The following is a 19,024-nucleotide window of genomic DNA, read 5'->3' on the forward strand; positions in this document are numbered from 1 at the left end:
GATCTGCGCTCATGGGGCCCGATGTTACCCATGGGTAGCGAGCCTTGGCCATCCCTTGCGGGGGCGGCCGTAGCAGCAGCCGGGGCGCACCTCTATGGTTACTCGCCATGTGGCCAGGACAGCAGCCGCCCGGGGGCGAGCAGAACCCGCAGGATCCGAATCAGAACCCGTACCAGCAGCCGGGGTACCAGCAGCCCAATCCGTATCAGCAGCCGGCGCAGCCCGGGTATCCGCCGCAGGGTTACCAGGCACCCAATCCGTACCAGCAGCCGACGGTGCCGCAGTACCCCGTGGGCGGGCCGCCCGGGGCGCCGCAGCCGCCGGGCAACAACGACAAGAAGAAGACCACGATCATCGCCGTCGTGGCGGCCGTCGCCGTGGTCGTGGCCGCCGGCGTGACCGGCTTCGTGGTCCTCAAGGACGACGGCAAGTCCAGCAGCCAGGCCGACGGCAAGAGCACGAAGTCGCCGTCCGCCCCGGGTACCGACCCGGCCGCGCCCTCCTCCCCCGCGGCCAACCCGCGCGGCGCCGGCACCGACGTGAAGCCGGTCATCGCGGGCTGGAAGGTCGTGGTGAACCCCACCCGCGGCGACGCCTTCGACGTGCCGCCGGACTGGGAGGTCGACAGCCCCGGGATGAGCGTGGGCTGGTCCGACAAGGCGGACCCCAACGGGTTCGGCGGCATGATGATGTCCGCTCCGGCCTACTTCAAGTCGAAGTGGTGCACCTCCAAGAACGCCGGCGGCCACGACGACAACACCGCGCTGGCGAGCGTCGGCACCAAGGGCGCCAACGGAGCGAAGTCCACCGGGGACGCGGCCGAGCAGGCCGACGACTGGCTGTACTACGCCTACACCCAGCCGGACAAGAACCACATCACCTCCGAGAAGCCGGTCCCGTACACCACCAAGTCCGGGCTCCAGGGCAGCGTGGTGCGCGCCAAGACCACGGGGGTGAAGAAGACGGACAAGTGCTCCACCGAGGGCCAGTCCGTGCTGTTCGGCTTCAAGACGGCCAAGGGCGACCTCGCCGCCTGGAGCCTCATCGCGAACACCGGCGTGCCCGGCGCGGTCGACGAGGACACCATCCAGAAGATCCTCACCACCATCCGTCTGGTGCCCACCACCAGTTCCTGACGCCGGCCGGCGACAAACCGTTTGGCGTGCGGGGGCGGTGGCGGCGATAGTCCTCGGGTGACTTCCGCCGCCGTCCCCGCTCCGACCCGCCGCCCCTCGTGGGCCGGCCGCAACTACAGCCTGCTGACCGCCGCAGCGGTCGTGACGAACCTGGGCAGCCAGGGCGCACTGATCGCGGCGGCGTTCGCGGTGTTGCAGTCCGGCGGCGGCGCGGGCGACGTGGGCCTGGTCGCGGCGGCCCGCACGGTGCCGCTCGTCCTCTTCCTGCTGGTCGGCGGCGCACTCGCCGACCGGCTGCCGCGGCACCGGGTGATGGTCGCGGCCAACACCCTCAACTTCCTTTCCCAGGGCGCCTTCGCGCTCCTGGTCCTGACCGGCGAGCCCCGGCTCTGGCAGATGATGGCGCTCACCGCGCTCGGCGGTGTGGGCCAGGCCTTCTTCGGGCCGGCCTCCGAAGGCATGCTGATGTCCAGCGTGAGCGGCGCGGAGGCGGGGCGCGCCTTCGCGTTCTACCGGATGGCGATGCACGGCGCGGGCATCGGCGGGGCGGCCCTGGGCGGCGCCCTGATCGCCGCCTTCGGCGCGGGCTGGGTGCTCGCGATCGACGCGGCGGCCTTCGCGGTCGCGGGCGCGCTGCGCGCCTTCCTGGATGTGAGCCACATTCCGCCGCGCGAGGCGGGCAGCGGAATGATCTCCGATCTCCGCGAGGGCTGGCGGGAGTTCGTCTCCCGGCCGTGGCTGTGGTCGATCGTCGTGCAGTTCGCGGTGGTCAACGCCGTGGTCGCGGCGGCCGAGGCGGTCTACGGGCCACTGGTCGCCCGCGACGATCTCGGCGGGCCGGGACCCTGGGGTCTCGCACTCGCCGCGTTCGGCGCCGGCACGGTCGGCGGGGCGTTCCTGATGATGCGCTGGAAGCCGCGCCGGCTGCTGCTCGCCGGCAGCCTCTGCGTGTTCCCGCTCGCCCTGCCCTCGGCGGCGCTCGCGGTGCCGCTGCCGGTGGGCGCGCTGGCGGCGGTCATGCTCCTGACCGGCGTCTCGATCGAGGTCTTCGGCGTCTCCTGGATGACCGCCCTCAACCAGGAGATCCCGGAGGACAAGCTCTCCCGCGTGTCCGCCTACGACTGGCTCGGCTCGATCGCGATGGTGCCGCTCGCCACCGCCCTCGCCGGCCCCGCGCAGAGCGCGGTCGGCCGCACCAGCGCACTGTGGGGCTGCTCGGCCCTTGTCGTGCTGCTGACCGCCGCCGTGCTGTGCGTACCGGACGTACGCCGGCTGACCCGGCGCACCGAGCCGGTGGCCGTGGGCGGACCCGACGTGTCAGCCGAGGCTGAAGGCGCCGTCGGGCGGCTCGGGTGAGGGCCGGGCGTCCGCGTCGTCGACGGGGCCCGCGTCCCCGATGAGGCGCCGCAGCGAATCGCCGTGCTCGACCCTGGCCGGAAAGGCGTCCCCCGCCGTGCGCCGGGCGAGGGCCGCGACGTCCAGCGGGCGCGCCGAGGCGAGCAGCACCGCGTTGCCGAAGCGCCGGCCGCGCAGCACCGACGGCTCCGCGATCAGCGCCACCTCCGCGAACACCGCCCGGAACGTGGCGAGTTGGGAGCGCAGGAAGGCGAAGGGCGCGCCGTCCGCGAGGTTGGCGACGTAGGTTCCGCCGGGCTTGAGGACGCGCTGGGCGATGCGCGCGTACTGGACCGAGGTCAGATGGGCCGGCACGCGGGAGCCGCCGAAGACGTCCGCGATCAACAGGTCCGCCGAGCCGGGCGGTGCGGCTTCGGCCCAGGCCCGGGCGTCCGCCGCGTGCACCTCGATCCCGGCGTCCGGGGCCAACGGCAGGTGTTCGCGCACGAGTTGGAGGAGCGCGCGGTCCGCGTCCACCACGGTCTGGCGCGAGCCCGGCCGGGTCGCCGCGACATAGCGGGGCAGAGTGAGCGCGCCTCCGCCGAGGTGCAGCACGTCCAGGGGGTCGCCGTCACCGGCCGCGCAGTCCACGACATGGGCGAGGCGGCGTACGTACTCGAACTCGATGTAGGTGGGGTCGTCCAGGTCCACGTACGACTGCGGGGCACCGCCCACGGTCAGCAGCCAGGCGCGCTCGCGGTCGACGTCGGGCAGCAGTCTGGCGGTGCCCCAGTCGACCTCCCGGACGACGGGTATCGGCTCGGCACGCGGGTCGTCGTTCACCCTCCCATTGTGCGCCCGGCCGCCGGTCGCGGGCTGCCGGGCCCTACGCCCCGGTCCACAGTGCCGCCACCGCCCGGGCGTGGGCCGCGGCCTGGGCCCGGCCGGCCCGGGCCGCCGGGGCGCGGCGCCCGGGGTCGAGGCTGTTGCGCCCGAAGGCCCGCTTCGCCGCCGCGTCGGGGGTGATCAGCTCGACCCGCGCGCCCGCGGCGGTGAGGGCGGCCGCCTGGGTGGCCGGCGAATCGAGCGGGCCGCCGCCCGCCGGGCCCGGCGCGAGGACGACGACCCGGTCGCAGCCCGCCGCGAGATGCGCGTTGCAGGTGGAGCGCAGCCCGCCGTCGATCCACTTGCGTCCCTCGATGGTGACCGGGGGCCACACCAGCGGGACCGCGCAGCTCGCGGCGACCGCGTCGACGAGCGACACCCCGGAATCCCGGTCGAAGACACGGAACTCGCCGGTGTCCGCGGCGACCGCGGTGAGCTTCAGGGCCCGCTCGGGCCACTCGTGGGTGAGCAGCCGCCCGGCGATGACCGCGCGGCGGTCCGCCTCGTTCGGGGTGTGGGCCGCGAGCGCCATCCGGCCCATCTTCGCCCCGTACTCCTCGGGGGTGGCGGAGGAGAGCACCGCTCGCGCGAAGCGGAAGAGCTTGCCCGGGCCCAGGTGCCCGGGTATCTCCCCCGCCGGCCAGGCGAGTTGACGTTCGTACAGGTCGGCGAGAGTGGAGCGGCGCGCGCTGATATTCGCCCCGACGACCGCGCCCGCCGAACTCCCCACGACCAGACGGGCGTCCGTCAGGTCCACGCCCGCCTCGGCAAGGCCGTGCAGGATGCCGATCTCCCAGCCCACGCCGGTGAGCCCGCCCGATCCGAGTACCAGTGCCGTGTCCGTCATGATCGAAGTGTGCCGCAACACCAACGGCCCGCCGCCCCCGGGGTGTTGGGGGGCGGCGGGCCGACCGGTCACAGCAGCGTGGCCACCGTTCCGGCGCCCACGGTGCGGCCGCCCTCGCGGATGGCGAAGCCGAGGCCCGGCTCCAGGGGCGTGTCCCGGCCGAGCTCGACGGTGAGGGTGACCGTGTCGCCGGGCCGCGCGACGGCGAGATCGCCGAGGTCGACGTCCCCGACCACGTCCGCGGTGCGGATGTAGAACTGTGGCCGGTAGCCGGTCGCGATCGGTGTGGAGCGCCCGCCCTCGCGCGTGGAAAGGACGTACACCTGGGCAGTGAACCTCCGGCTCGGGGTGACGCTGCCCGGCTCGGCGACCACATGCCCGCGGCGGACCGCGTCGCGTGGCACCCCGCGCAGGAGCAGCGCGACGTTGTCGCCGGCCTGCGCCGAGTCCATGGGCTTGCCGAAGGTCTCCAGGCCCGTGACCACCGACTCGACGTCCGCGCCCAGGAGTTGGACCCGGTCGCCGACGCGCACGGTGCCGCGCTCCACGGCCCCGGTGACGACGGTGCCGCGGCCCGTGATGGTGAGCACGTTCTCCACCGGCAGCAGGAACGGCGCGTCCACGTAGCGCTCCGGCATCGGAACATAGGTGTCGACCGCGTCGAGCAGCGCGCCGATCGCCTCGGTCCAACGCGGTTCGCCCTCAAGGGCCTTGAGGCCGGACACCCGCACGACGGGCACGGAGTCCCCGCCGTATCCGTTCGCCGACAGCAGCTCACGGACCTCCAGCTCGACCAGGTCGCTCAGCACCGCGTCCTCGCCGTCGTCGACGGCGTCCGCCTTGTTGAGCGCCACCACGATGTGGTCGACGCCCACCTGGCGGGCCAGCAGGACGTGTTCGGCCGTCTGGGGCATGATCCCGTCGAGCGCGGAGACCACCAGGATCGCCCCGTCCAGCTGGGCGGCGCCGGTGACCATGTTCTTGACGTAGTCGGCGTGGCCCGGCATGTCGACGTGGGCGTAGTGACGGGTGTCGGTCTCGTACTCGACGTGCGCGATGTTGATGGTGATGCCGCGGGCGGCCTCCTCCGGGGCACGGTCGATGCGGTCGAACGGCACGAAGGTGCCGGTGCCGCGCTCGGCGAGCACTTTGGTGATGGCGGCGGTCAGGGTGGTCTTGCCGTGGTCGACATGGCCCATGGTGCCGATGTTGAGGTGGGGCTTGGTGCGTACGTATGCCGTCTTGGGCATGGCTGAGTGTCCTCGCATGGTCGCGGAGCATCGCTTGGACCCCTGGATCCGGCCGACCCTCCCCGTGTGGGGTCCGCCGGACTTTCCGGGAAGGGTCAGCTTCGGGCGCCGCCGAGGGGCGCCACGGTCTCGACTGCGTCGGCCGTGATGAGGACGGCAGCCTTCGGCGCGTCCGCGACTGCGGACGGCGCTGCGAGGAAGGCGTACCTGGACATGCCGCCGATCATCCCTGGCGGGCGACGGCGCGTCGAATGGTTTTCCGCGGGCGGAAGTTGTGTGCGGCGAAAGAGCCGCGGGGGGGCGCTCGCACCGGGCGCCTGCCTGATGCCGGCCGGTCGCAGTGGGCCGGAAGGGCTCCCTTACGACGGGCGCCCGCCCCGGTCGGTTAGTCTCCCTTGATGTTCGAGCCCGTTGCCCGACCGACGCCAGGTCTCGCCGCCCGCTGTGGGAGAGCACTGCTCTCGCCGTGGTCGCGGCTCGCGCTGCTCGTGGTGGTGCTCGCGGCCGCCGGGAGTGCCGTCCTGGTCCTCCAGCCGCAACGGCTGCTCGCCGACGGCTGGCCACCCGCGATGGGCGGGGCCTGGGCGGTGGTGCTCTTCGCGGTGGCGTACGGGCTGTGCACGGCCGCGTTCGTACCGCGCCCGATCCTCAATCTGGCCGCGGGTGCCCTCTTCGCGACGCCGGCCGGATTCGTGTCCTCGCTCGTCGGCACGGTCCTCGGCGCGGGCATCGCGTTCGGGCTCGGCCGGGTGCTCGGCCAGGACGCGCTGCGGCCACTGGTGCGGGGGCGCTGGCTGAAGGCGGCGGACGGTCAGCTCTCGCGGCACGGGTTCCGCTCGATGATGGCGATCCGCCTGTTCCCCGGTGTGCCGTTCGCCGCCGCCAACTACTGCGCGGCGGTCTCGCGCATGAGCTGGACGCCCTTCCTCGTGGCGACGGGCCTCGGCTCGGTGCCCAACACCCTCGCGTACGTGGTCGCGGGCGGCAGCGCCTCGTCCCCGACATCGCCCGCGTTCCTGATCGCGATGGGCTTCATCGTGCTGAGCGGGGCCGGGGCCGCCGTCGTGGCGTGGCGCAAGCGGGGCGGTATGCGCGGGCGGGGCGGTAGCGGGGCCTGATGCGCCGGCGCTGCGCGGGCTGCGCAGCGCCCGGGCGGCGCAGCCGGGGTGCGGAGATCGAATGCGGAGGCGGGATGCGGAGATCGGGGCCCGTTTCGGGTCCGGCGGGGCCGCTTCCCGCAGGCCGCCCGGCGTCAACCATCCGTTAACCCGGGCCCGTTACCGTGCGGCTCGATCCGCGCAAGATCACCGGTGTGGCCGTGCCGCCGCCCCGGTGCTCCGGCCGGTCCCCGTCGTGCCGACCGGCCGTGGCCCCGACCCCCCTTGGATGGCGCAGTAACCCATGTCTTGGTTCGAATCGTTCATACTCGGGCTCGTTCAGGGGCTTACGGAGTTCCTGCCCATCTCCTCCAGCGCACATCTGCGGCTGACCGCGGCGTTCGCGGGCTGGCACGATCCGGGCCCGGCGTTCACGGCGATCACGCAGATCGGCACCGAGACGGCCGTCCTGATCTACTTCCGCTCCGACATCGCGCGGATCGTCTCGGCCTGGTTCCGCTCGCTCACCGACCGTTCGCTGCGCGACGACCACGACGCCAGGATGGGCTGGCTCGTCATCGTCGGCTCGATCCCGATCGGGGTGCTCGGCATCGTCCTGAAGCACCAGATCGACACGTCCTTCCGCGATCTGCGGGTGATCGCCACCACGCTGGTCGTGATGGGCGTGGTCCTCGGCATCGCCGACCGGCTCGCGGCCCGCGACGAGTCCGGCGGACGGCATCGCGCCGCCAAGGAGCGCAAGTCGCTGCGGGAACTCGGCACCAAGGACGGGCTGATCTTCGGCATCTGCCAGGCCATGGCCCTCATCCCGGGCGTCTCCCGCTCCGGCGCCACCATCAGCGGCGGCCTCCTCATGGGCTACACCCGCGAGGCGGCGGCCCGTTACTCCTTCCTGCTCGCCATCCCGGCCGTACTGGCCTCCGGGGTCTTCGAGCTGAAGGACGCGGGCGGCCCCGGCCAGGCGCCGATGCTCCCCACCCTCTTCGCCGCGGTCATCGCCTTCGCGGTGGGCTACGCGGTGATCGCCTGGTTCATGGCCTTCATCTCCCACAAGAGCTTCATGCCGTTCGTGGTCTACCGCATCGTGCTCGGCGTGGCCCTGTTCGCCCTCATCGCGGCCGGCACCCTGAGCCCGGACGCGGGCGGCGGCCTCTGACCCCGCCGCCCACCGGGGCGGGGGCCCGAACCGGGTCTCCTGGGGCGGTAGTTGAGGACTCAGCCCTCCGATGCCTCCGGGCCCTCCCCCCTGACCTCCTCCGCGCGCAGGGCCAGGTCCTGGAGCACATCGGCCGACGACACGTCCGGCTCGCCGGAGTCGTGCACCTGGGCGAGGGCCACGAACGCCAGGCTGAAGGCGGCCACGAGCTGACGGATGGCCCCGCCGACCTCCCTCGCCACGAGCGTGGCCATCTCCTGGGGCGTCGCGTCGGCCGGGATCTCGATATGCGGCATCGTCTCGTTGAGCAGGGCGGTGACGATGCCGATCTCCGTGTCCCGGGGCCCTCGTTCGCCGTCCTCCTCGATCCGGCGGCGGTAGTCCCCGGCCTCGGTGAGAATGCCGATCACTCGCTTGAGAACCTCGCTCTGCTCCATGCCGCGAGGATAGGCGCCCCCACCGCTCCGGGCGCGGGTCAACGCCCGCACCGCCCCGGTCAGTTGTCGCGGGCCCCGGGCGACGGCCGGATCCCGCCGCCCGGCTGCCCCTTCCGGCGCGGCACCCGTCGACCGCCCCGTCCCTCTCCAACTGCTTAATGTTGGCTGAGAGTTCCCACTCCGTGGCGGTGGGTCACCTCATGGCCGTAGGCTTGTCCCATGCCCCCGACTTCCGACCGCCGATTCCTTCGCCCTGCCGACGTGGTGAACGCGGATATCCGCTCCCTGTGGGATCAGTCCGACGGCCGCCTCTCGCCCGAGGAGGAGGAGCGCTACCACTGGCTCCTGGTCGAATGGGCCGCCGCCGTACGGGGCGACACCGCCCAGGCGGCGTGACGTACGTCGCTCCAAACCCCCCTCGGCCTGTGACCTTTCCCACCCCGCACCGCTCCCACCTGGGGTTCGGCCGGTTCGGCGGGGTCGTTCGGCCGACCTGACCCGTAGCCTGGTCATATGTCTACCTCCCCCGAGCGTCCCGGCCCCGCGCCGTCCGACGCGGATGCCGCCAACGACGCCATCCGTGCGCTCGTCGACGGCGCGGACGGGCAGTGGCCCGCGGAGGAGTACGAGCGGCTGCTTGCCGACTGGGCTGCCGCGGTCGGCGAACCGGCCCCGTTCCCCGGGGGAACGGCCGCGAAGCCGCGAACCTGAGCCCCGATCCGCCGAAGCTGATCCCCGCCCCCGAATTCCGGTTGCCGCGGCCCTCCTCACGGTGTTGAAGTGGCCGAATGCAGACCACCCCCGCGCCGGACGGCGCCACCGACGACGCACTGCTCACGGTCTTCGACCTCCAGCTGCGACAGCGGGCCCGGCCCGACGGACCGAGCGCCACGGTGGAGCGGTCCGGCGGTGTCCTCCGGCAGGTCGGCCCCGGCCATGTGTGGAACGGTGTCCTCTGGTCGCGCCTCACCGAGTCGGACGCGGACGCCGAAATCGCCGCCCAGGTACGGCACTTCGCCTCGCTTGGCCACGCGTGGGAGTGGAAGCTGTACGCCCACGACCGGCCCGCCGACCTCGGACAGCGGCTGCTGGCAGCCGGGTTCGAGGCCGAGCCCGCCGAGACCGTCATGGTCGCCCGGGTCGCGGACCTCCCCCACGCCCCCGAACCCCCGGCCGGCATCACCCTCCACCCCGTGACGGACGAGGCCGGGGTGGAGCTGGTGGCGCTGGTGCACGACCGGGCCTTCGGCAACGGCTCCGCCCGCTTCGGTGAACGCCTGCTCGCCCAGTTCGCCGAGGCACCCGACAGCGTGACGGCGGTCGTCGCCATGGCCGGGGACCTTCCGGTGAGCGCGGCCCGCATGGACTTCCACCTGGGCACGGAGTTCGCCAGTCTCTGGGGCGGCGGCACCGTCCCCGAGTGGCGCGGCAGGGGCATCTACCGTGCCCTGATCGCCTATCGCGCCCGTATCGCCGCCGAGCGCGGCTACCGCTACCTCCAGGTCGACGCCTCCGATCAGAGCCGGCCCATCCTCCAGCGCCTCGGCTTCGTCCCGCTGACGGTGACCACGCCGTACGTGCGCGAGCCGTAACACGCCACCGCGCGGAGCCGCCCGCGCCGGACGTGACACCGCACGGCACCGCGCCGCCCGCACTCAGGACAGGCGGCCGCCCCTCGGGAAGGCGGCCGCCCCACGGGAGGAACGCGCCTCCCCCGGAGGCCGGAGAGGGCCGCCGTTCCTCAGTCCTGTCCTTCGAACGTCCCGTGGCGGCCCGCTCCCGCCGCGAACCGCGCCGCGCCCTCCGCCGCCTCCCCGAGCGCGTGCACGCCGTGCCGCACCTCGTTGAGCAGCGCTTCGGGTTCGGCGAGGCCCTCCTGTTCGAGCAGCGACATCCGGTCGTGGCGCATACAGGTGCCCGGGAAGGCGGCGATCTCCGCGGCGAGCTCCTCGGCCCGCGCCCGGGCGGTACCGCTCGGCACGACCCGGTCGGCCAGTCCGATGGCCCGGGCCTCGGCGGCGTCCACCGGGCGCCCGGTGAGGATCAGGTCCATGGCACGGCCGGCCCCGATGAGGCGCGGCAGCCGGACCGTCCCGCCGTCGATCAACGGCACGCCCCAGCGTCGGCAGAACACCCCGAACACCGCGTCCTCCTCCACGACCCGCAGATCGCACCAGAGCGCCAGTTCCAGACCACCCGCCACGGCGTGCCCGGCCACCGCCGCGATCACCGGCTTGGAGAGCCGCAGCCGGGTCGGGCCCATCGGCCCGTCGCCGTCCTCGGTCACCGTGTTGCCGCGTGCGGTGCCGATCGCCTTGAGGTCGGCGCCCGCGCAGAACGTACCGCCCTCGCCCCAGAGCACGGCGACCGCCGCCGCCTCGTCCGCCTCGAAGGCACGGAAGGCGTCGGCGAGCGCGCGGGCGGTGGGGCCGTCCACCGCGTTGCGCACTCCGGGCCGCGAAAGGATCACCGTGGTGACCGGGCCGCGCCGTTCGCTGCGTACCACCGGAACCGTCTCGTCTGTCATGGCGCCAGCGGTAGCACGTGGTCCCAAGCAGCCACAAGTGCGGGCCTCTTGGCGTTCGCGGCCCACTGCCGGAGACTGACCCGATGACGCAGCGCGTGGATCTCGGAACCCTGCTCGACCGTTTGGCCATCGACGAACTCATCACCGGATATGCCGCGGCCGTCGACGACGGGAACTGGACCGCCTACCGCGCCCTGTTCGCCGCCGACGGCCGCGCGGACTACCGCCCGGCGGGCGGCATCGAAGGACCGGCCGAGGAGGTGGCGCGCTGGCTCGAAGAGACCATGCGGCTCTTCCCGGTCCGCCAGCACCTGATCACCAACCGCCTGCTCACCCTCCAGGACCTCGGCGGCTACCCGGGCGACCGGGCGGAGCTCAGCGCCGACTACCTCAACCCCATGTGCTTCGGCACCGACGGCGACGGCACACCGCCCGCGCCCGGCTTCGAGTCCGGGGGGCGCTACGCGTTCTCGCTCGTCCGTACGGACACGGGCTGGCGGCTGCGGTCGGTGACCGTGCACGAGAAGTGGCGGCGGGTGTCGGGGGCCCTCGCCGGGGCATGAGCGACGGGAGGGACGCGCCGCGCGCCGGGTCATCTGTGCGCGGCGGTGGCTCTCCCGCACACTGGCAGGGCGAGAACACCACTGATCACGGGGGTGGGCGAGGAGGCGCGGCATGCGGATCACGGTCGGCCGTCACGGTCCGCGTCTGAGTTCGGCCTGGTGGCGCGGCGCGGCCGCGGTGCTCGCCGGCGCGCTGCCCGCGCTCGCCTTCCCCGCGCCCTCGCTGTGGTGGTTCGCCTACCTCGCGCTGGTGCCGTTGCTGCTCCTGGTGCGCTCCGCGAGCAGCGTCCGGCGGGCCGCTCTCGACGGCTGGCTCGGCGGTACGGGGTTCATGCTCGCGGTGCACCACTGGCTCTTCCCCAGCCTCAACGTGTTCATCGTGGTCCTGGCCGCGCTGCTCGGGCTGTTGTGGGCACCATGGGGTGTGCTGGTCCGGTCCGTCATGGGTGGCCGTCCCTCCGTGCCGCGCGCGCTCGTGGCGGTCGTGGTGGTCCCCTCGGGCTGGCTCGCGGTGGAACTGGTCCGGTCGTGGCAGGGGCTCGGCGGGCCGTGGGGGCTGCTCGGCGCGAGCCAGTGGGAGGTGACTCCGGCGCTGCGGCTGATGTCGGTGGGCGGGGTGTGGCTGGTGAGCCTGCTGGTGGTGGCGGTGAACACCGCCGTCACCCTCTGCGTGGCCCTCTCCCGGGTGCGTACCGCCATGGTCTCCGTGCTCGTGGTGTGCGCGCTCGCCACGGGTGCCGTGTGGATGTGGGCTCCGCACATGGCGAGCGACGGCCGGCTCAAGGTCGCGGTGGTGCAGCCGGGCGTGATCGAGAACGGGGACGCCCGGTTCGCCCGCAGCGAGGCGCTGACCCGCTCACTCGCCGGGCAGCATGTGGACCTCGTCGTATGGGGCGAGAGCAGCGTGGGGCAGGACCTGACGTCCCGGCCGGATCTCGCGGCGCGGATCGCGAAGCTCTCCCAGGACCTCGGCGCGGACATCCTGGTGAACGTGGACGCGCGCAGGTCGGACAAGCCGGGAATCTTCAAGAGTTCGGTCCTCGTGGGGCCCGACGGGCCGACCGGGCAGCGCTACGACAAGATGCGGCTCGTGCCGTTCGGCGAGTACATCCCGGCGCGGTCGCTGCTCGGCTGGGCGACGTCGGTCGGCAAGGCCGCCGACGAGGACCGGCAGCGCGGCACCACTCCCGTGGTGATGACCCTGCCGGACGCGGCGCGGGTGGGGCCGCTGGTGTGCTTCGAGTCCGCCTTCCCGGACATGAGCCGTCATCTGGTGCGCATGGGCGCGCAGTTGCTCGTCGCGCAGTCCTCGACCTCGTCGTTCCAGGACACCTGGGCGCCCGCGCAGCACGCCTCGCTCGGCGCGCTGCGCGCCGCCGAGACGGGCCGCCCGATGGTGCACGCGACCCTGACCGGCATCAGCGCGGCCTACGGCCCCGACGGCGGCCGCGTCGGCAGGTGGCTGCCCACCTCCGCGAGTACCGCCGCGGTGTACGACGTGCCGCTCGCCACCGGCACCACGCCCTATGTGCGCCTCGGCGACTGGGCGGTGTACGCGGCCCTCGCGGCGCTCGCCCTGTTCTGCGCGGGCGAGGCGGCGCGGGTGCTCAGGAAGCCTGCTCCCACGCCTCCCGCACCACCCGCTCGCACAGCTCATGGGTCGCCAACGCGTCCCGCGCGCTGAGCGTCTCTCCGGCCCGTACGGCGTCGAGGAACGACAGGACCGACTGCTCGATACCGCGCTGGCGGGCGACCGGGACCCAGTCGCCGCGGCGGCGCACGGTCGGCTGGCCCTTGTGGTCCACGACCTCGGCCAGGTTCAGGACCTGGCGCTTGGTGTCCTGGCCCGAGACCTCCAGGATCTCCTCGGTGGATCCGTTCATCCGGTTCATGGTGCCGATCGCGGTGAAACCGTCGCCGGAGAGCTGAAGGACCACGTGCTCCATCAGACTGTCGCGGACGCGGGCCCGTACGACCGTGTGCTCGATCGGGCCGGGGGCGAGGAAGCGCAGGGTGTCCACGACGTGGATGAAGTCGTCGAGGACCAGGGTGCGGGGGTCCTCCGGGAGGCCGACCCGGTTCTTCTGCATGAGGATCAGTTCACGCGGGTGGTCGGCGCACTGGGCGTAGCCGGGGGCGAGGCGCCGGTTGAAGCCGACGGCGAGGCCGACCCCGCGCTCTTCGGCGAGCGCCACGAGCCGCTCGGACTCGGCGAGTTCGTAGGCCAGCGGCTTGTCGACGTACGTCGGCACGCCCGCCTCGACGAGCCGGCTCACGATCTCCGGGTGCACGGCGGTCGGCGCGTGCACGAACGCGGCGTCCAGCCCCTGCGCGAGCAGGGACGCGAGGTCGGTGTGCCGCTGCCCGGCCGGTATCCGATGGGCGTCGCCCACGGCGTCGAGGGTGGCCGGGGTGCGGGTCTGGAGGTGCAGCTCCGTACCCGGCAGGGCGCTCAGCACGGGCAGGTATGCCTTCTGCGCGATGTCCCCGAGCCCAATGCATCCGACCTTCACGGGGGTTCTCCTGTCGCCGAGCGGTGTCCGTCGTCCTTGCTGGTCAGCATACGGGCGGCGAGCTTTCTCCGTGCCGGGCGGTACGGGCGGCGAGCTTTCCCCAATCCCCGGCAGGACCGGTGCGGGCCGAGGCGGGGCGATAACCGGTGGCCGGGGGGCGGGTGGGCCGACAGGATGGGCGGCATGACGACCTCCGCCGTACCGTCCCCCGTCCCGTCCGCCGAAACCCCCGAGCGCACCGAGCCCGCCCTGGACGCCCCCGAGCGGGCCATGCTCGAAGGCTGGCTGGAGTACCACCGCGAGACCCTGGCCCAGAAGTGTTCGGGGCTCACCGACGAGGAGCTGAGACGGGCCGCCGTGCCGACCTCCGAGCTCACCCTCCTCGGCCTGCAACGCCATCTCTGCGAGGTCGAACGCTGGTGGTTCGTCTCGGTGTTCGCCGGAGGTACCGACGAAGGCGTGTACGGCACCGAGGAGGATCCGGACGGCGACTTCCACTTCGGCCCCCAGGACACCTATGCGGAGGCCCTCGCCACCTGGCAGAGCGAGGTGGCCGCCGCACGCGCCGCCGCGGCCGGACACGGCCTCGACGAACTCAGCGTCGGCACCGCGCGCAGTGGCCGGCACTTCAGCCTGCGCTGGATCTACACCCACATGATCGAGGAGTACGCCCGTCACAACGGCCACGCCGATCTGCTGCGCGAGGCCATCGACGGCTCGACGGGAGCCTGAGCGGGCGGGTCACTCGGGCAGCCGGCGGGTCACTCGTGCGGGCCATTGTGCCCGGCCGAGGTGGCCCAACGGCGGCCACAGCCAGCACAGTTGACGGATGCACCGCACCCGCAACGCGCTGAGGCTCCTGACGGCCGCGGCCACCCTGGCCGTCTGCGGATGCGTCGCGGGCTGTGTCGCGGTCGGGGGCGGTCCCGCTCCCGCCGCGCCACCCGCCCCGCCGGCCCGGCAGCAACAGGCCCCCGGGGCCGTCCAGGCCCCGGCACGCGAGGCGCTGGACACGGTCCAGCCTCCCGATGCCCCCTCCCTCAGAGCCTCCGCGCCACCCACGGTCCCGGAGCCACCCCGGGAGCCGCACGCCCGGCCGGACCCGCCCCGCCGCGAGCGGCACTCACGCGACGAGGAGCAGGAGCCGACGCGCCCCGCCGCCACCCCCGGGAAGCGCCGCCCCCGTACCGCCCCGCCGCCGACCGCCCCGGGCGGTGACATCTGTGCCCTAGGCCGACGCTACGGCGGCTGGCGCGAGGACAGCCCCGAGGCCCGCATCTGTCATGCCACATATGGGAACTGACGCTACGTCAGAGCACCGGCGCCGAAGCCGCTGCCTCATACCGTGTCCAGCTGCCGCTCCAGGCGGCGCAGCGCCTCACGGATGCTGTACCCGTACGCGTCGTCGGACAGCGTGTCCAGTGCGTCATGGGCGCGGTCGAGATGGAGCCGGGCGTCCTCGGGGCGGTGCAGCTTGACGTAGTCGGCCGCGAGGTTGAGGTGGAGCGAGGGGTAGAAGGCGCGGACCGCGGCCGAGGCGTCGTGCTCTTCGAGACGGGACTGGGTCAAGCCGTCGGCCGCCGCCAACGCCCTGAGATCCCAGGCCAGTTCGTCCCCGGCGTCGTCCTGCGCGTCCGCCATGTAGTGGGCCAGGGTGCAGCGGTGCAGCGCGTCACCGTTCTCACCGATCTCCGACCACAGGATGCCGAATCGGTTGCGGGCCTCCTCGCGGTCCCCGCCGTGCAGCAGCATCATCGCCTGCCCGATCCGGGTCATCACGAGGTCCCCCGGGGCTTCCTGCATGTCCGTCACCGCTGTCTCCGCCCGTCGTCCCGAAACTCCAACGGCTTCGACGCTAACCGCCGCCACTGACAATCGGCCTGAGGCTCGGGCGGGCGCCCCGACCTGTCAGCCGGACGCCGTCACACGTCCCGCCGACGGGCGCCCGCCGCCCGGCCTCCGCCCGGTGGAGCTCAGGCCAGGTTGGGGATGCGCCAGTCGATGGGGGCGTGGCCCTGCGCCGCGACCGCCGCGTTGATCTGTGTGAACGGGCGGGACCCGAAGAACTTCTTGGCCGAGAGCGGCGAGGGGTGGGCGCCCTTGACCACGACATGGCGCTCCTCGTCGATCAGCGGGAGCTTCTTCTGCGCGTAGTTGCCCCACAGCACGAAGACCGCCGGGTCGGGCCGCGAGGCGACGGCCCGGATCACCGCGTCGGTGAACTTCTCCCAGCCCTTGCCCTTGTGCGAGTTGGCCTCGCCCGAGCGCACCGTGAGCACCGCGTTGAGCAGCAGCACGCCCTGCTCGGCCCACGGCATGAGATAGCCGTTGTCCGGGACGTCCAGACCCAGCTCGTCGCGCATCTCCTTGTAGATGTTGCGCAGCGAGGGCGGCGTCCGCACCCCGGGCCGCACCGAGAAGCACAGGCCGTGCCCCTGGCCCTCGCCGTGGTAGGGGTCCTGTCCCAGGACCAGGACCTTCACCTTGTCGTACGGGGTCGCGTCCAGCGCCGCGAACACCTCGTCGCGGGGCGGGAAGACGGGGCCCTTCGCCCGCTCCTCCTCGACGAACGCGGTGAGCTCCTCGAAGTACGGCTTCTGGAGCTCCTCGCCGAGGACGCCCTGCCAGGACTCGGGCAGCATGGCGGTATCGGTCACGTCAACAACCTCCGTGGGACATTCGGTTCCCGCACTCTCTCGCGGAATCCCGAACCTACCCGCCGCCACTGACAACGCCGCCCGCGCCCGCTCCTACCAGCTGGTCTTGCGGTGCAGCTCCCACATCTGCATGACCGTCTGCGGGTCCATGGCGCGCTCGCCGCCCGCGATGTCGTCACTGGCCGCGAGGTAGATCTTGCCCTGCCACAGCGGGAGGAGCCGTACGTCGTCGACGAGGATGTCCTGCGCCCGCTCGAACTGCCTGCTCGCGGCGCCCCGGTCGGAGATCTCGCGGGACTGCGGGAGGAGTTGGCTGGTGATCTCGGGCTGGTCGTAGGGCGTGCCGACGGCGTTCTCCTTGCCGACGAAGGGCGCGATGAAGTTGTCCGGGTCGGGGAAGTCGGGGAACCAGCCGCGTCCGAAGACGGGCAGGTCACCGGATTGGAACCCTTCGCTGTACACCTTCCAGGGACTGCTCTTGAGCGTGATGTCGAAGAGCCCGGAGGCGTCGAGCTGTCGCTTGAGTTCCTTGAACTCCGCCGCCATGGAGGAGCCGTAGCGGTCGGTGGTGTACCAGAGCGTGAGCGGGACCGGGGTGGTGATGCCGGCCTTGCGCAGGATGTCCTTCGCCTTGGGGACACTGGGCGAGCCGAAGGTGTCGAAGAAGCTGGTGGTGTGCCCGTTCACCCCGGTGGGGACCATCGAGTACAGCGGCTCGGCGGTGCCCTTGTAGACCTTGGCGACCAGGGCGTCGCGGTCGACGAGTTGCGCGACCGCGCGGCGCACCGCGGGCTTCGCGGCCTCGGGGTCCTTGGGGTTGAACACCAGGAAACGGATCTCGGTGCCGGTGTTCTCGACCAGCTGGTACGGCTTGCCCGCAGCCTTCTCGCCCCGGATGTCCTCGACCTCGTCGGCCGTGATGCCGCGGTAGGTGATGTCGATCTGCTTGCCCTTGAGGGCGTCCAGCATGCCCTGGGAGTCGCGGAAGTAGCGGATGGTGACGCCGTCGTTCTGGCGCTGCGCGAACCCCTGGTAACTGCTGTTCTTCTTGAGGACCGCCCGGTCGCCCGCCTTGAACGACTCCAGTGTGTAGGGGCCCGAGCCGGTGAGCCCGCCGTCGTCGCGGAGCTTGTCCGCCGGGTACGCCGCGGGGTCCACGATGGACATGGCGGGCGCGCCGAGCACATAGGGGAAGGTGGCGTCCGGCTTGTTGAGGTGGAAGGTGACGGTCAGGTCGTTGTCGACGGTGACCTTGTCGAGGCTGCTGAGCAGTCCCTTGGGGCCGGCCTTCACATTGATCTTCACGATGCGGTCGAAGGAGTACTTGACGGCGTTCGCGTCGAGTTTCGTCCCGTCCGAGAACGTCATCCCCTTGCGCAGGGTGCAGGTGAAGGTGCGGCTCGACTTGTCCTGGAAGGCGCAGGACCGCGCGGCGTCCGGCTGCGGGGCGCTGCTGCCGGTCGGGAAGGCCACCAGGGTCTGGAAGACGTTGCGGTAGAGCTCCCACGATCCGTCCCAGGAGGCCGCCGGGTCGAGCGTGCTCGGTTCACTGGTCGTACCCACCGTGATCTCCTGCGGAGCGCCGGACGATCCGCCCGGAATCAGACCGCATCCGGCCAGCAGGGATATGGACGCAAGGGCCGTCACGGCGGGTCGGCAGTTGGTCCCTCTGAACACGTGCACGCTCCTCGGTCGGCCATGGATCGGCAGACCATACCGCAGTGCCCCGCTGGGTCAACCGACTGTCTCAGCAGGGCACTTGGCATATTCAGGAGCAAAACCGCTCAGGGGTGACGGACGGTGCCGCAGTGCGCCCCCGGCGCTGTCGCGTCAGTGCACCCCGACGTTCAGGAAGAGGCCGCCGTCGACGACCAGGGTCTGTCCGGTGACCCAGGCCGACTGGTCGGAGGTGAGGAACGCGGCCGCGCCCCCGATGTCGGAGGGCACGCCGAGCCGGCCCATCGGGTAGGCCGCGGCGGCCTCCGCCTCGCGGCCCTCGTACAGCGCCTGCGCGAACTTGGTCTTGACCACGGCCGGGGCGATCGCGTTGACCCGCACCGACGGCGCGAACTCGTGCGCCAGCTGGAGGGTCAGGTTGACCATGGCGGCCTTGCTCATGCCGTACGCGCCGATGAAGGGCGAGGCGGAGACTCCGGCGATCGAGGCGATGTTCACGATCGCGCCGCCGTTCTCCTTCTGCCAGGCCTTCCAGGTCTGCTGTGCGAAGCCGAGCGCGGAGATCACGTTGGTCTCGTAGACCTTGCGCGCGACGTTCAGGTCGAGCTCGGCGATCGGGCCGAACACCGGGTTCGTACCGGCGTTGTTGACCAGGAAGTCGACCCGGCCGAACGCCTCCATCGTGCGCTCGACGGCGGCGGCCTGGTGGGCCTCGTCGGCGGCCTTGCCCGGGACCGCGACGACGCGGTCGGAGCCGAGCTTGTCGACGGCCTCCTTGAGGGCGTCCTCGCCGCGTCCGGTGATGCACACCCGGTCGCCGCGGGCCACGAGCGCCTCCGCGATGCCGTAGCCGATGCCGCGGCTCGCTCCGGTGACCAGGGCCACCTTGCCCGACAGTTCAGGAAGTTCAGTCATGTTCCTTG

At 72.4% G+C, this 19,024-nt stretch carries 21 protein-coding genes; 11 read left to right on the forward strand and 10 right to left on the reverse strand.

What is annotated here, in order from left to right:
- Nucleotides 1-107 precede the first annotated feature (107 nt).
- Both ACFYNP_RS15390 and ACFYNP_RS15395 read left to right on the forward strand, forming a co-directional pair.
- A complete protein-coding gene (locus tag ACFYNP_RS15390) occupies nt 108-1,136 on the forward strand; it encodes a hypothetical protein (protein ID WP_388785756.1) in 1,029 nt (342 codons plus the stop codon).
- A gap of 57 nt (nt 1,137-1,193) precedes the next feature.
- The gene (locus tag ACFYNP_RS15395; RefSeq protein WP_388413028.1) at nt 1,194-2,492 is read left to right on the forward strand and encodes an MFS transporter; all 1,299 of its coding nucleotides are present in this window, start codon (nt 1,194-1,196) and stop codon (nt 2,490-2,492) included.
- Here ACFYNP_RS15395 and ACFYNP_RS15400 read toward each other — a convergent pair.
- The 3 genes from ACFYNP_RS15400 to tuf all read right to left on the reverse strand — a co-directional run bounded on the left by ACFYNP_RS15400 (nt 2,454) and on the right by tuf (nt 5,453).
- The gene (locus ACFYNP_RS15400; protein WP_388785757.1) at nt 2,454-3,314 is read right to left on the reverse strand and encodes a spermidine synthase; all 861 of its coding nucleotides are present in this window, start codon (nt 3,312-3,314) and stop codon (nt 2,454-2,456) included. The genes ACFYNP_RS15395 and ACFYNP_RS15400 overlap by 39 nt on opposite strands.
- 43 nt (nt 3,315-3,357) lie before the next feature.
- Nucleotides 3,358-4,203, reverse strand: coding sequence for a patatin-like phospholipase family protein (locus ACFYNP_RS15405; protein WP_388785759.1), 846 nt, complete (start codon nt 4,201-4,203; stop codon nt 3,358-3,360).
- A 68-nt stretch (nt 4,204-4,271) separates the two neighbouring features.
- Nucleotides 4,272-5,453 (reverse strand): elongation factor Tu, encoded by a 1,182-nt coding sequence (gene tuf / locus ACFYNP_RS15410; RefSeq protein ID WP_388785761.1) that lies wholly within the window; start codon nt 5,451-5,453, stop codon nt 4,272-4,274.
- A gap of 398 nt (nt 5,454-5,851) precedes the next feature.
- On the opposite strand from tuf, the gene ACFYNP_RS15415 reads away from it, so the two are divergent.
- Together ACFYNP_RS15415 and ACFYNP_RS15420 are read left to right on the forward strand one after the other, a co-directional pair.
- Entirely contained in the window at nt 5,852-6,571 is a 720-nt protein-coding gene (locus ACFYNP_RS15415; RefSeq protein ID WP_388785763.1) for a TVP38/TMEM64 family protein, read from the forward strand.
- Between the two features lie 283 nt (nt 6,572-6,854).
- Nucleotides 6,855-7,727, forward strand: a complete 873-nt coding sequence (locus ACFYNP_RS15420; protein WP_388785765.1) for an undecaprenyl-diphosphate phosphatase — start codon at nt 6,855-6,857, stop codon at nt 7,725-7,727.
- A 59-nt stretch (nt 7,728-7,786) separates the two neighbouring features.
- Here the strand turns inward: ACFYNP_RS15420 and ACFYNP_RS15425 are convergent, their stop codons facing one another.
- Nucleotides 7,787-8,164 carry a hypothetical protein gene (locus ACFYNP_RS15425; protein WP_385017260.1) on the reverse strand — a complete coding sequence of 126 codons (378 nt, stop codon included), beginning with the start codon at nt 8,162-8,164 and terminating at the stop codon, nt 7,787-7,789.
- Nucleotides 8,165-8,383: 219 nt separating this feature from the next.
- Between ACFYNP_RS15425 and ACFYNP_RS15430 the strand changes: the two genes are divergently transcribed.
- The 3 genes from ACFYNP_RS15430 to ACFYNP_RS15440 all read left to right on the forward strand — a co-directional run bounded on the left by ACFYNP_RS15430 (nt 8,384) and on the right by ACFYNP_RS15440 (nt 9,756).
- Entirely contained in the window at nt 8,384-8,560 is a 177-nt protein-coding gene (locus ACFYNP_RS15430; RefSeq protein WP_388785767.1) for a hypothetical protein, read from the forward strand.
- A 117-nt stretch (nt 8,561-8,677) separates the two neighbouring features.
- Nucleotides 8,678-8,875 carry a hypothetical protein gene (locus tag ACFYNP_RS15435; protein WP_385017255.1) on the forward strand — a complete coding sequence of 66 codons (198 nt, stop codon included), beginning with the start codon at nt 8,678-8,680 and terminating at the stop codon, nt 8,873-8,875.
- A 77-nt stretch (nt 8,876-8,952) separates the two neighbouring features.
- On the forward strand, nt 8,953-9,756 hold the full coding sequence (locus tag ACFYNP_RS15440) for a GNAT family N-acetyltransferase (protein WP_388785769.1): 804 nt from the start codon (nt 8,953-8,955) through the stop codon (nt 9,754-9,756).
- A gap of 149 nt (nt 9,757-9,905) precedes the next feature.
- Here ACFYNP_RS15440 and ACFYNP_RS15445 read toward each other — a convergent pair whose 3' ends face one another.
- Entirely contained in the window at nt 9,906-10,691 is a 786-nt protein-coding gene (locus ACFYNP_RS15445; RefSeq protein ID WP_388785771.1) for a crotonase/enoyl-CoA hydratase family protein, read from the reverse strand.
- 83 nt (nt 10,692-10,774) lie between these two features.
- On the opposite strand from ACFYNP_RS15445, the gene ACFYNP_RS15450 reads away from it, so the two are divergent.
- Together ACFYNP_RS15450 and lnt are read left to right on the forward strand one after the other, a co-directional pair.
- Nucleotides 10,775-11,254 carry a nuclear transport factor 2 family protein gene (locus ACFYNP_RS15450; RefSeq protein WP_385017247.1) on the forward strand — a complete coding sequence of 160 codons (480 nt, stop codon included), beginning with the start codon at nt 10,775-10,777 and terminating at the stop codon, nt 11,252-11,254.
- Between the two features lie 112 nt (nt 11,255-11,366).
- Nucleotides 11,367-12,938, forward strand: a complete 1,572-nt coding sequence (gene lnt / locus ACFYNP_RS15455) for an apolipoprotein N-acyltransferase (RefSeq protein ID WP_388785772.1) — start codon at nt 11,367-11,369, stop codon at nt 12,936-12,938.
- Here the strand turns inward: lnt and ACFYNP_RS15460 are convergent.
- Nucleotides 12,862-13,767, reverse strand: coding sequence for a Gfo/Idh/MocA family protein (locus ACFYNP_RS15460; RefSeq protein WP_388785774.1), 906 nt, complete (start codon nt 13,765-13,767; stop codon nt 12,862-12,864). The two genes, lnt and ACFYNP_RS15460, sit on opposite strands and share 77 nt — an antisense overlap.
- Nucleotides 13,768-13,950: 183 nt before the next feature.
- Between ACFYNP_RS15460 and ACFYNP_RS15465 the strand changes: the two genes are divergently transcribed.
- Both ACFYNP_RS15465 and ACFYNP_RS15470 read left to right on the forward strand, forming a co-directional pair.
- Nucleotides 13,951-14,499, forward strand: a complete 549-nt coding sequence (locus ACFYNP_RS15465; RefSeq protein WP_388413008.1) for a DinB family protein — start codon at nt 13,951-13,953, stop codon at nt 14,497-14,499.
- 97 nt (nt 14,500-14,596) lie between these two features.
- Entirely contained in the window at nt 14,597-15,070 is a 474-nt protein-coding gene (locus ACFYNP_RS15470) for a hypothetical protein (protein WP_385017235.1), read from the forward strand.
- A 35-nt stretch (nt 15,071-15,105) separates the two neighbouring features.
- Here ACFYNP_RS15470 and ACFYNP_RS15475 read toward each other — a convergent pair whose 3' ends face one another.
- The 4 genes from ACFYNP_RS15475 to ACFYNP_RS15490 all read right to left on the reverse strand — a co-directional run bounded on the left by ACFYNP_RS15475 (nt 15,106) and on the right by ACFYNP_RS15490 (nt 19,016).
- Nucleotides 15,106-15,579, reverse strand: coding sequence for a hypothetical protein (locus ACFYNP_RS15475; protein WP_388413006.1), 474 nt, complete (start codon nt 15,577-15,579; stop codon nt 15,106-15,108).
- Nucleotides 15,580-15,740: 161 nt separating this feature from the next.
- Nucleotides 15,741-16,424, reverse strand: coding sequence for a uracil-DNA glycosylase (locus tag ACFYNP_RS15480; RefSeq protein ID WP_388785776.1), 684 nt, complete (start codon nt 16,422-16,424; stop codon nt 15,741-15,743).
- A gap of 93 nt (nt 16,425-16,517) precedes the next feature.
- Nucleotides 16,518-18,107 carry an ABC transporter substrate-binding protein gene (locus ACFYNP_RS15485; RefSeq protein WP_388785778.1) on the reverse strand — a complete coding sequence of 530 codons (1,590 nt, stop codon included), beginning with the start codon at nt 18,105-18,107 and terminating at the stop codon, nt 16,518-16,520.
- 147 nt (nt 18,108-18,254) lie between these two features.
- Nucleotides 18,255-19,016, reverse strand: a complete 762-nt coding sequence (locus ACFYNP_RS15490; protein ID WP_388413005.1) for an SDR family oxidoreductase — start codon at nt 19,014-19,016, stop codon at nt 18,255-18,257.
- Between the last annotated feature and the right edge of the window lie 8 nt (nt 19,017-19,024).

It is taken from the genome of Streptomyces sp. NPDC006691 (genome assembly GCF_042869955.1).
In the GTDB taxonomy this organism is placed as follows: domain Bacteria; phylum Actinomycetota; class Actinomycetes; order Streptomycetales; family Streptomycetaceae; genus Streptomyces.

Bases quoted from the DNA above. Each gene is read 5' to 3' on its own strand.
- ACFYNP_RS15430 (WP_388785767.1), top strand. From the start codon at position 8,384: ATGCCCCCGACTTCCGACCGCCGATTCCTTCGCCCTGCCGACGTGGTG.
- ACFYNP_RS15415 (WP_388785763.1), top strand. From the start codon at position 5,852: ATGTTCGAGCCCGTTGCCCGACCGACGCCAGGTCTCGCCGCCCGCTGT.
- ACFYNP_RS15490 (WP_388413005.1), bottom strand. From the start codon at position 19,016: ATGACTGAACTTCCTGAACTGTCGGGCAAGGTGGCCCTGGTCACCGGA.
- ACFYNP_RS15390 (WP_388785756.1), top strand. From the start codon at position 108: ATGTGGCCAGGACAGCAGCCGCCCGGGGGCGAGCAGAACCCGCAGGAT.
- ACFYNP_RS15465 (WP_388413008.1), top strand. From the start codon at position 13,951: ATGACGACCTCCGCCGTACCGTCCCCCGTCCCGTCCGCCGAAACCCCC.
- lnt (WP_388785772.1), top strand. From the start codon at position 11,367: ATGCGGATCACGGTCGGCCGTCACGGTCCGCGTCTGAGTTCGGCCTGG.
- ACFYNP_RS15420 (WP_388785765.1), top strand. From the start codon at position 6,855: ATGTCTTGGTTCGAATCGTTCATACTCGGGCTCGTTCAGGGGCTTACG.
- ACFYNP_RS15405 (WP_388785759.1), bottom strand. From the start codon at position 4,203: ATGACGGACACGGCACTGGTACTCGGATCGGGCGGGCTCACCGGCGTG.
- tuf (WP_388785761.1), bottom strand. From the start codon at position 5,453: ATGCCCAAGACGGCATACGTACGCACCAAGCCCCACCTCAACATCGGC.
- ACFYNP_RS15435 (WP_385017255.1), top strand. From the start codon at position 8,678: ATGTCTACCTCCCCCGAGCGTCCCGGCCCCGCGCCGTCCGACGCGGAT.
- ACFYNP_RS15470 (WP_385017235.1), top strand. From the start codon at position 14,597: ATGCACCGCACCCGCAACGCGCTGAGGCTCCTGACGGCCGCGGCCACC.
- ACFYNP_RS15450 (WP_385017247.1), top strand. From the start codon at position 10,775: ATGACGCAGCGCGTGGATCTCGGAACCCTGCTCGACCGTTTGGCCATC.
- ACFYNP_RS15440 (WP_388785769.1), top strand. From the start codon at position 8,953: ATGCAGACCACCCCCGCGCCGGACGGCGCCACCGACGACGCACTGCTC.
- ACFYNP_RS15445 (WP_388785771.1), bottom strand. From the start codon at position 10,691: ATGACAGACGAGACGGTTCCGGTGGTACGCAGCGAACGGCGCGGCCCG.
- ACFYNP_RS15425 (WP_385017260.1), bottom strand. From the start codon at position 8,164: ATGGAGCAGAGCGAGGTTCTCAAGCGAGTGATCGGCATTCTCACCGAG.